This window comes from Streptomyces himastatinicus ATCC 53653 (assembly GCF_000158915.1).
Classification (GTDB): Bacteria; Actinomycetota; Actinomycetes; order Streptomycetales; family Streptomycetaceae; genus Streptomyces; species Streptomyces himastatinicus.
Window position 1 is genome coordinate 455,534 of sequence record NZ_GG657754.1, and the last position, 10,169, is coordinate 465,702.

The window sequence follows — 10,169 nt, forward strand, 5'->3', positions numbered from 1 at the left end:
AGTCGGGGTAGCGCAGCACGCGGGTGGGGAGCCGGGTCATCGGCCCAGTGGTTGATGAGCACCGTCTTCAGCGCCGGGTCGCAGGCGGCGAGCCGGGCCTCGGTCTCGGCGACCCGGGCGCGGCACCAGGCGTCGCGGGTCGGGTAGGGGTCGGGGTGCAGGAAGTGCTCGTCGGTGCAGACGACGCCCTCGTCATGGGCATGGGCGAGGGCGGCCTCCTTGGTGGTGAGGCCGTCGAGCCGGAAGGTGTAGTCGTAGAGCAGGAACAGCGGGGCGATGGTGAGCGGCCCGCCGATGCCCTCCCACACCGGGTACGGGTCCTCGGGCGTGACGATGCCCTTGCTCCGGCACATCTCCACCAGCGCCTCGTAGCGCGCCACGCCCCGGGCCTCCACCGGGTCCTTGGGGTGGGTCCACAGCTCATGGTTGCCCGGCGACCAGATGACCTTGGCGAAGCGCTCGCTCAGCAGTCCCAGTGCCCATTCGATGTCGGCGAAGACCTCGCCGACGTCCCCGGCGACGATCAGCCAGTCGTCCTCGGAGCCGGGCCGCAGCCGCTCCACGATCGCCCGGTTCTCCTCGAAGGCCACGTGCAGGTCACTGATGGCGAGTAGTTCGCCCCGGTGCGTGCCGCCCATTGTTTCTCCTGTCATACGGTCGGCGGTCATGTTTGCGGTCGCGGCGCCGTCACGCCGCGGAGACGGACCGGATGATCACCGGTTTGCCTCTGGCGCTAGCCTCGCAGATGTGGTGGACAAACTTCCCGCGTCCTTCGAGCGCGGAACTGACGGTCCGAAGGTTATCGTGGTCGGCTTGGACGGCTCCGAGTCGTCCTGGCGTGCCGCCGCGTACGCCGCGGGGCTGGCCAGACGCCAGAAAGCGCTGCTCGCCGTGGTGTACGTACAGCCCGTGATGGCGGCCGGGGCGGCGCTGGGCGCCTCCGTGGCGGACACCACGGGCGAGGTGGCCGAGGAGCTGCTGCGGGAGATGCGGGAGGCGACCGAGCGGCTGCGCGGGGTCTTCGAGGTGCGCTGGGAGTTCCATACCTTCCGCGGCGATCCGTACAACGGCCTGGTGACGGCGGCGGACGAGCTGAAGGCCGACGCGGTGGTGGTCGGCGCGTCCGAGCAGGCGGGGCACCGCATCGTCGGCTCGGTGGCGGTCCGGCTGGTCAAGGCGGGCCGCTGGCCGGTGACGGTGGTGCCGTGACGCAGCGGGCGGCGCCCCGTCCGGCTCGCGGACCGGGGCGGGGTGAGGCACCGTGGGGAGTGGAGCAATCGGACCACCCCAGGACGGGGGAGACTGCCATGTCCCATACCTACCGGGTGACGGAGATCGTCGGCTCGTCCACCGAGAGCGTCGACGACGCGATCCGCAGCGGCATCACCCGCGCATCGAAGACGCTGCGCAATCTGGACTGGTTCGAGGTCGGCGCCGTGCGCGGGCACATCGAGAACGGCCGGATCGCGCACTACCAGGTGGGGCTGAAGGTCGGATTCCGGCTGGAGGACGCCGACTCCGGCTCCGGTGATCTGCCCGGCTGATTCAGCCACGGGGGACGACGGCGGACAGCACGGACGGCAGCGGGTACCAGTCGGCGGTCGCGAAGCTGGCGTGCCGCGCGGCGAGGTCGTTCACCCGCGCCCGGGCCTGGGCCTCGGTGGGGCTGGTGCCGTCGATGGCGGGCGCGACGTTCTGCGCGTCCGTCATGATCAGGATGTAGTGGCGGGTGTCGTACCAGGCCGTGTCGATGTTCTTGGTGACGTACGCGGAGGCGTCGCCGTCGAAGAACACGAACCACGGGCGGATCGCCGCGTCCTGGTAGCGGGTGCGCGGATCGCCGGAGGCGGCGGTGTGGACGGCGGGGAAGGCGGCCGCCCGGCGGAGCTGTCCGGCGGCGGAGAGGTCGCGCAGATGGGTGGCGTACTCGCGGTCGGTCCACAGGGTGTCGAGCGGGTTGTTCTCCTCGACGGTGCCCGGGATCAGCTCGACGATGAACTTGCCCGCGAGCGCGGACCGGGCCGGCCAGGCCCCGGCCCGTACCGCCTGGTCAAGGTCGGCGTGGTCGCCCACCACGTCGGCGGGGCGCAGCAGCGCGTCGCCGAGCGTGCCGGACAGGAGCGCGTCGAGGTCGTCGGGGCCGCGGCCGCTCTTGTCGTAGAAGCCGTCCTTCAGCTCGGTCTTGATGACGATGGGACGGTGGCCGGGGTGGGCGTCGTGCCAGGCCCTCATGTCGGCGAGGCAGCCCGCCAGGCTCTGGTTGCGGGCCTTGGTGCGCAGCTCGGCCGGGCTGGCGGCGTTCTCGCAGTTGTTGTCGTTGCCGAGCGGATTGCCGTGCGAGACCCGCCACCCGGCGCCGAACGCGTTGGTCCACACGTCGAGTTCGAGCAGCGAGGCGCCGGAGTCCAACGCATCGGCGAAGTACGGGTACTTGGCCTTCTCGTACGCGTTGTGCACGCCCACGCCCGTGGTGGCGGCGTACGACGGCTCGGCCGCGGCGGCCGGACTCGCGCCCTCCGCCGCCGTCAGACACAGTGCGGCGGCCGCCGCCGCGACCGCCACCGTGCGCGTGTGCCGCGCCCTGCCGGACGCGGATTCCCCCGAGTTGCCCATCTGCCCCCACCCCTGCCGCTGCTGTCACACGTGGGCAGCAGCGTACGGGAGGGGCGGACGGGTGACGAGAAGAGCTTCGTCACATAGGGGTGTTGCGGGGTCAGGCGGCCACGAGTTCGCGTGCCGCCGCGGTGATGGCCTCGGCGTCGATCCCGGCCTGGTTCAGCTGCTCGGCCGGGGTGCCGGACACCGGCATGTTCCGTACGGCGAGCCGCACGATCCGGGGCGCCGGGTGGCCGTCGGCGAAGGCGCCCTGGACCGCGTCGCCCACTCCACCCTCGGGGTGGTGGTCCTCGACGGTGATCAGACGGCCCGTCACCTCGGCGGCGGTACGCAGCGCCTCGACGTCGACCGGCTTGAGCGAGTACAGGTCGATGACGCGGGCGGAGATGCCGTCCTCGGCGAGCCGGTCCGCGGCGGCCAGCGCCTCGTGGACCGTGATCCCGGCCGCGACGAGGGTGACCCGGTCGCTCTCGGTGGCGCGCAGGACCTTGGAGCCACCGATGGGGAAGCGCTCGGAGTCCGGGTAGATGACGGGCGTTCCGCCGCGCGAGGTGCGCAGATAGCGGATGCCCGACAGCTCGGCCATGGTGGCGGTCAGCTGGGCGGTCTGGTTGGCGTCGCACGGGTAGAGCACCGTGCTGCCGTGCACCGCCCTCATCGCCGCCAGGTCCTCCAGGCCCATCTGCGAGGGCCCGTCCTGGCCGATGGCGACCCCGGCGTGCGAGCCGATCAGGTTGAGGTTCGCGCGGCTGACGGACGCCATCCGGACGAAGTCGTAGGCGCGGGTGAGGAAGGCGGAGAAGGTGCAGGCGTACGGGTTCCAGCCGCGCGTCTGCATGCCCACGGCGGCGGCCACCATCTGCTGTTCTGCGATGTAGAACTCGAAGTAGCGCTCGGGGTGTTCCTTGTGGAAGTACTCCAGCCGGGTCGAGTCGCCCACCTCGCCGTCGAGCGCCACCACATCGCCGCGGGCGGTGCCGACGGCGGCCAGCGCCTCGCCGAACGCGTCGCGGGTGGGGACGGTGTCGCCGGTGTTGAAGCGCGGCAGGCTCAGCGGGCCCTCCGACGTGGGCCGGGTGGGCTGCTCCGCGGGCGGGCCGAGCACCGGTACCGCCATGTTCCGTACGCCGCCGAGTTCGGCGATGGCCTCCTCGGGGTCCTTCAGCGGCTTGCCGTGCATGCCCTCGTGGTTCTCCACGGAGGCGACGCCGCGGCCCTTCTGGGTGCGGGCGATGATGGCGGTGGGGCGGCCGATGGTCGACGTCGCCTCGCCGTAGGCGCGGTCGATCGCGGCGATGTCGTGCCCGTCGACCTCGATGGTGTGCCAGTCGAAGGCGCGGATGCGGCGGGCGTAGGCGTCCAGGTCCCACTGGTGGCGGGTGGGCCCGCGCTGCCCGAGCCGGTTGACGTCGATGATGGCGGTGAGGTTGTCGAGCCGTTCGTACCCCGCGTGCTCGAACGCCTCCCACACCGAGCCCTCGGCCATCTCGCTGTCCCCGCACAGCACCCAGACCCGGCTGGAGACGTGGTCGAGCCGCTTTCCGGCCAGCGCCATGCCGACGCCGTAGGGCAGCCCCTGGCCGAGCGATCCGGTGGCCACGTCCACCCAGGGCAGTTCGGGTGTGGGGTGGCCCTCCAGCCGGCTGCCGAGCTTGCGGAAGGTGAGCAGTTCCTCGTCCTTGAGCGCCCCGGCCGCCTTGTAGACGGAGTACAGCAGCGGGGAGGCGTGCCCCTTGGAGAAGATCAGGTGGTCGTTGCCCGGGTGCTCCGGCTTTTCGAAGTCATAGCGCAGGTGGTTGCCCATGAGGACGGCCATCAGGTCCGCCGCCGACATCGACGACGTGGGGTGGCCGGACCCGGCGGCGGCCGAGGACCGCACGGAGTCCACCCGGAGCTGCTGCCCGAGCTCGCTGAGCTGTTCGTGTCGCATTGTTCTCCTTCCAGGTTTCTGGCGGCTCAGCCGTGGGCGGGGCGGCGGTTCAGCCGCCGCCGCGGCCGAGCCGCGCGACCTCGGGTGACTCGGTGTCCAGCGGCACCGACCAGGACGGCACCAGGCCGAACTGCACCGCCTGCCGCGGCAGCGCCGCGTCCAGCAGCCAGTCGGTGGCCACCCGGACCCGGTTGCCGGGCATGGCCATCAGGTGGTAGCCGCGGGTGACCGCGTTGGCCGCGGGGCCGGCCAGCGGGATGTGCAGCGGGTCCGCGGCCGCCTTCACTCCGCCGAGGTCGACCGTGAACCCCAGGTCGTGGTGTTTGTACGGGCGCGGGGCGCCGCGTCCGAGGGAGGCGAGGATGTTACGGGCGGCTGCCTTGCCCTGGCGCTGCGCGTGCTGCGCGGTCATCGCGGTGAACTCGCCCGGCCGGGTCAGGTCCGGCACCGCGGCGGCGTCACCGCAGGCCAGCACCTCCGGATGGCCGGGCACGGCCAGATACTGGTCGACCCGCAGCCGTCCGTGCTCGGTCGCCAGCCCGAGGTCCTCCACCAGCGGGTCGGGGCGCACGCCGACGCACCAGATCAGCGACCGGGTGTCGATGAACTCGCCGTCGTCGAGGAGGATGCCGTCGGAGGTGGCCTCCTTGACCGAGGTGCCCAGCCGGACGTCCACACCCCGTCGGCGCAGTACCCGGTCCGCGGTACGGGACAGCCGTTCGTCGAGCCCGGGCAGCACCCGCTTCGCCACGTCGATCAGGACCCAGCGGGGCCGTGGCTCACGGCGCAGCGCGGTGTTCTGCCGAGCGAGCGCGTCGGTGGACAGCACGCCGTGGGCCGCCACTTCGGTGCCGGTGTATCCGGCGCCCACCACCACGAAGGTGCGGCGCGCGGCCCGCTCGCGGGGGTCGCGGGTGTTGGCCGCCATCTCGATCTGCCGGGTCACGTGGTCCCGCAGGAACAGTGCCTCCGGCATGCCGCGGAAGCCGTGCGCGTGCTCGGCCACGCCCGGGATCGGCAGCAGCTTGTTGACGCTGCCGACCGCCAGGACGAGCCGGTCGTACCCCATCTCGCCGCGCCCGCCCTCGGGGTCGGTCCAGGTGACCCGGCGGCCGGTGAGGTCGACGGAGTCGACGTTGCCCAGCACCAGCCGGACGTGCGGCAGGGTGCCGGTGAGGGACACCGACACCCGGCGGGGCTCCAGGACACCGGCGGCCACCTCGGGGAGGAGCGGCAGGTACAGAAAGTAGTCGTTGGGGTTGATCAGGACGATCTCCGCCGAGCGCCGCAGCGAGCGCGACAGCGTACGGGCGGCCTGGTAGCCGGCGAAGCCGGCCCCCACGATCACGATGCGTACTGGGCTCACACGGACTCCCGGGCGCGACGAGGGCAGAGCGCTCCAAGTGCCCGTACAGGCCGAGACCAAACCTGAAGTGGCGGCCGGTCTCGGCCCGGCGGACAATGCCTTCCGCTATGCGCTGACCGTCTCGTCCCAGTCGATGCGGTAGCCGGTCAGCCAGTCGTCGCCGCCCGTGGTGCCCGCCCGGTCGAGCCTGCGGGCCATCGTGGCGTCCCGCAGGGCCCGCTTGACCGGCCCGGGGGCGTTGCGGCGGGCCAGGCCCGCGCTGTTCGCGGCCACCTTCTCGACCCGCTCCCGGCGCAGCCCCTCGTACGCGGCGAGCGCCGAGCGGGGGCCGGGCAGATCGCGCAGGCACTTGGCGAGCACCACCCCGTCCTCGATGGCCATCGAGGCACCCTGGGCGGCGTTGGGCGCGCACGCGTGGGCGGCGTCCCCCACGATGACCATGCCCTCCTCGGACCAGACGGGGGTGGAGAGGAGATCATAGGCGGCGGTGGCGACGATGTTCTCGCCGGTGGCGCGGACGATGTCGGCGGCCGGGGTCTGGTCCTCGGCGAACAGTTCCGTCAGCCGCTCCCGCCACTGCCCGGGGGTGACGGCGGCCAGCTCCGCCTTGGACAGTTCGGCGGCCGGGGCGTTGCTGAACCACCACACCTCGCCGTCCGGCGCGGCGGTGGCGCCGAAGAACGCCTGTTTGCCGAAGACCATCGTGTAGGTGTCCGGGGCGGGCGGCGCGGTGGCGTCGCGGGTGTAGCCGCACACCGTGTGCTGTCCGGTGTAGCGGGGCCGGGGCGCGCCCGCGTCGATGGTCCGGCGGATGAGGGAGTGGATTCCGTCGGCGCCGATGAGGACGTCGCCCACGGCCCGGCCGCCGTCCGCGAAGGACCCCACGACGCGGCCGTCCGGGCCGGTCTGGGCGGCCAGCAGCCGCTTGCCGTACTCGATGCGCACGCCGCGGCGCACCGCCTCCTCGCGCAGCACCCGGGCCAGCGTGGCGCGTCGGATCGTGACCGCCCCGAGGTCGCCGTCCTGTGCACGGACATCGGCTTGTTCGCCGAGCCGTTTGCCCGGTGTTGCTGATGACTCGACGCGGCTGGCCCGGGAAGGCGCGCTCCAGGACCGGTCCATGGGCGTCGATGGTGCGCAGCGCCTCCAGGCCGTTGTTCGCGACGAGGAGGAACGCACCGCCCGTGTCGGTGGCGTCCGGGGGGTACGCCTCGTAGACGACCGCGTCGACGCCCGCCTTGTGCAGGGCCATCGCGGTGACCGTACCGGCGATGCCGCCACCGATGATCAGGGCCTTGGTCATGGTGCTCCGTGACAGAGGGTCGGTAAAAGGTGACAGCACCATAGGGCCCGGGCGCGGGTCACGGGGCCGGTTCGCCCGACTATTTGAGGAGCCGGGACATCCGGCGGTCGGCGAGCGGTTTGCCACCGGTCTGGCAGGTGGGGCAGTACTGGAGCGCGGAGTCCTTGAAGGACACCTCGCGGACGGTGTCGCCGCACACCGGGCAGGGCTCGCCGGTGCGGGCGGGGCCCCCCGCATCCCGCTGCGCTTCTCCGTCTTGAGGTCCCCGGCCGCCAGCCCCCGGGAGCGTTCGACGGCGTCGCGCAGGGTGGCGCCCATCACCTCGTACAGGACGGCGATCTCCTCCTCGGTGAGGTCCGAGGCGAGCCGGTAGGGCGACATCCGGGCGGCGTGGAGGATCTCGTCGGAGTAGGCGTTCCCGATCCCGGCGATGACGCTCTGGTCGCGGAGCACCCCCTTGATGCGGTGGCGTACGCCGCGCAGCAGCCCGGCGAACGCCTCCCGGGTGAAGGCGCCGTCGAGCGGGTCGGGGCCGAGGCGGGCGATGCCCGGCACCTCGCCGGGGTCGCGGACGCAGTACACGGCGAGCCCCTTGCGGGAGCCCGCCTCGGTGAGGTCGAAGCCGGAGCGCTCCGGTCCGGAGAGCAGCAGCCGCAGTGCCAGCGGGCCCCGGCCGGGGCGCGGCGGGGCCTCGGGCAGTCCGTCCTTCCAGCGCAGCCAGCCCGCCCGGGCGAGGTGGACGACCAGGTGGGGGCCGTCGGTGGCCAGGTCGAGGAACTTGCCGTGGCGCCCGGCCGCGGTGACGGTGCGGCCTTCGAGGGCGGTCAGCGGCGGGTCGTACGTCTTCAGCACGCTCACCGCGACGGGCAGGACGCGGGCGATCTCCCGGCCCACGGCGCGGTCGGCCAGGATTCCGGCGAGGGCCTCCACCTCGGGCAGCTCCGGCATGCCACCAGTGTGCCGCAGCACCGGCGGGTGTGCGCCCGGCCGCGCGCGCCCCACCCCCGTACTACTCCGGGCTGCGGGGTGCGTCCCCCTCCCCTACTGTCTCTCTTGTCCCACTGCGTCCCTTTGCGCCCTTGTACGGAGAGTCCCCATGCCCGACACCGGACAGCGTGAGCGGTCCGTACCGCAGTACGAGCCGTACGAGGCTCATGAGGCGTACGAAGGGGGCAGCCCCGAGGCCGAACGGCTGCTCTTCGAGAAGCTGGCGCGCGAGCTGATGGGCGTCCAGCGGGCGCAGCAGCAGGCGTCGGGCGCCGCGCAGCTGCTGCGCACGTTCCACGCGAAGGCGGCGCTCGGCGTGGACAACGCGCGGCTGCGCTTCCACGACAGCCTTCCGCCCGAGCTGTGCGTGGGGTACGCCCGGCCGGGCGCCACGTACCCGGCCGTGGTGCGGCTGTCCAACGAGAGCGGCACCGCGCGCCACGACGCCACTCCCGATCTGCGCGGGATGGCGGTGCGGGTCCAGGTCGCCCCCGGGGAGAGCCACGATCTGCTGGCCACCAGCTTCCCGGTGTCCCACGCCGCCGACGCACGCGAGTTCGTGGCGTTCGCGAAGGCCACGGCGGGCGCGGACACCACCGTCGAGCGGGCGTTCGGGCTGTTCGTCAGACTGCCGCTGGCCGTCGGCTGGGGAGCCGCCGACCGGATGCGCCGCAATGTGCACACCGCCACCCGTTACGCGGTCGGCTCGCTGGCCCGCGAGACGTTCTGGAGCCGGGGCGCCATCCTGTGGGGCTTCGGCCGGGCCCGTGCGCTACCAGCTGCGCCCGGCCCCCGGCGGCACCCCCGCGCCGCTCCCCGACAGCTCCGACCCGGACTACCTCCGCCATGAGCTGACGATGCGGCTGGCCACCGGCGATGTGTGCTTCGAGCTGTGTGTGCAGCGGTACGCGGACGAGCGCCGCACCCCGGTCGAGGACGGCTCGGTGGAGTGGCGGGAGAGCGACGCCCCGGTCGTCCCGGTGGCGCTGCTGACCGTACCCCGCCAGGATCTCGACACCGCCGCGGCCCGGTCGGCGGCCCGCCGGATCGAGCAGCTCGCGTTCAACCCGTGGCACACCACGGAGGAGTTCCGGCCGCTGGGCAACCTCAACCGGGCCCGTAAGGCGGCGTACGAGGCGGCCGCCGCGCACCGTCTCGGGCTGTGCTCCAGCACCGCGCAGCCGCCGCGCGACACGGTGCTCGGGGTGCCGGTGCGGGCCGGGGCCCGGCTGACCTTCGGCCTGGTCGACCGCTATGTGCCCTGGCACCGGCTGCCGGTGCCATCCGGGCTGCTCGACCTGGCGGCGCTGCGCCGGACGCTCCAGCGGCTCGGCCTCGTGGACTGCGAGGTCGGCGAGGTCGGCGAGGTCGGTGGTTTCGGCGATGTCGTCGACGACCCCGACCTGCGCGAAAGCCCGCCGCCGTCCGTTCGCTGAACGCCGCCGCGGCCCGCTGGACCGGTTCACCACCGCGATATCGTGTGGCGGTTCACACGGGCCGGACACGGGGGAGCGGTTATGGACGGCGAGGTCGGGGCGGAGCGGGGACGGCGCGTCACCATACGGGACGTGGCCGCGCGCGCCGGGGTCTCCAAGGGCGCGGTCTCCCTCGCCTTCAACGACCGGCCGGGGGTCTCCCCCGCCACCCGGGACCGCATCTTCGCGGCCGCCCGCGAACTGGGCTGGGCCCCTCATCTCTCCGCCCGCTCGCTGGCCGGCTCCCGGGTGGACACGGTCGGCCTGGCCATCGCCCGCCCGGCCCGGATGCTGGGCCTCGAGCCCTGGTTCATGGAGTTCGTCTCGGGCATCGAGAGCGTGCTGGTCGAGCGGTCCTGTTCGCTGCTGCTGCGGCTGGTGCGGGACGTGGAGGAGGAGATCGCTGTCCAGCAGGCGTGGTGGCGCGGGCGGCAGGTGGGCGGCTCGATCCTGGTCGACCTGCGCGACGGCGACCCGCGCGTCCCCGCGCTG

The 10,169-nt window shown here is 73.1% G+C and carries 9 protein-coding genes and 2 pseudogenes; 5 read left to right on the forward strand and 6 right to left on the reverse strand.

Translation table 11 applies throughout. From position 1 onward, the window contains the following. A pseudogene (locus SSOG_RS01940) lies at positions 1 to 638 on the reverse strand (metallophosphoesterase); the annotation flags it as partial. Positions 639 to 747: 109 nt separating this feature from the next. On the opposite strand from SSOG_RS01940, the gene SSOG_RS01945 reads away from it, so the two are divergent. Continuing rightward, positions 748 to 1,209, forward strand: a complete 462-nt coding sequence (locus SSOG_RS01945; RefSeq protein ID WP_009712506.1) for a universal stress protein — start codon at positions 748 to 750, stop codon at positions 1,207 to 1,209. Between the two features lie 98 nt (positions 1,210 to 1,307). Further along, the gene (locus SSOG_RS01950) at positions 1,308 to 1,544 is read left to right on the forward strand and encodes a dodecin (RefSeq protein ID WP_039936330.1); all 237 of its coding nucleotides are present in this window, start codon (positions 1,308 to 1,310) and stop codon (positions 1,542 to 1,544) included. Between the two features lies 1 nt (position 1,545). Here the strand turns inward: SSOG_RS01950 and SSOG_RS01955 are convergent, their stop codons facing one another. The 5 genes and pseudogenes from SSOG_RS01955 to SSOG_RS01975 all read right to left on the reverse strand — a co-directional run bounded on the left by SSOG_RS01955 (position 1,546) and on the right by SSOG_RS01975 (position 8,163). Continuing rightward, the gene (locus tag SSOG_RS01955) at positions 1,546 to 2,613 is read right to left on the reverse strand and encodes a phosphatidylinositol-specific phospholipase C domain-containing protein (RefSeq protein ID WP_009712508.1); all 1,068 of its coding nucleotides are present in this window, start codon (positions 2,611 to 2,613) and stop codon (positions 1,546 to 1,548) included. Positions 2,614 to 2,713: 100 nt separating this feature from the next. Further along, the gene (locus tag SSOG_RS01960; RefSeq protein WP_039936331.1) at positions 2,714 to 4,546 is read right to left on the reverse strand and encodes a transketolase; all 1,833 of its coding nucleotides are present in this window, start codon (positions 4,544 to 4,546) and stop codon (positions 2,714 to 2,716) included. A gap of 49 nt (positions 4,547 to 4,595) precedes the next feature. Further along, on the reverse strand, positions 4,596 to 5,912 hold the full coding sequence (locus tag SSOG_RS01965) for an NAD(P)/FAD-dependent oxidoreductase (protein ID WP_039936333.1): 1,317 nt from the start codon (positions 5,910 to 5,912) through the stop codon (positions 4,596 to 4,598). A 105-nt stretch (positions 5,913 to 6,017) separates the two neighbouring features. Next, entirely contained in the window at positions 6,018 to 7,034 is a 1,017-nt protein-coding gene (locus tag SSOG_RS01970) for an FAD-dependent monooxygenase (protein WP_245606190.1), read from the reverse strand. A 260-nt stretch (positions 7,035 to 7,294) separates the two neighbouring features. Then, positions 7,295 to 8,163 (reverse strand): annotated as a pseudogene (locus SSOG_RS01975) (Fpg/Nei family DNA glycosylase). Positions 8,164 to 8,311: 148 nt separating this feature from the next. On the opposite strand from SSOG_RS01975, the gene SSOG_RS57800 reads away from it, so the two are divergent. The 3 genes from SSOG_RS57800 to SSOG_RS01985 all read left to right on the forward strand — a co-directional run. Then, positions 8,312 to 9,052, forward strand: coding sequence for a catalase family protein (locus tag SSOG_RS57800; protein WP_050799724.1), 741 nt, complete (start codon positions 8,312 to 8,314; stop codon positions 9,050 to 9,052). After that, complete coding sequence (locus SSOG_RS57805) at positions 8,970 to 9,638, forward strand: catalase family protein (protein ID WP_050799725.1); 669 nt, start codon at positions 8,970 to 8,972, stop codon at positions 9,636 to 9,638. The genes SSOG_RS57800 and SSOG_RS57805 overlap by 83 nt, the downstream gene beginning before the upstream one ends. Before the next feature lie 81 nt (positions 9,639 to 9,719). Then, positions 9,720 to 10,169, forward strand: a 450-nt coding sequence (locus SSOG_RS01985) for a LacI family DNA-binding transcriptional regulator (protein ID WP_009712514.1), incomplete at its 3' end; no start/stop codon positions are given.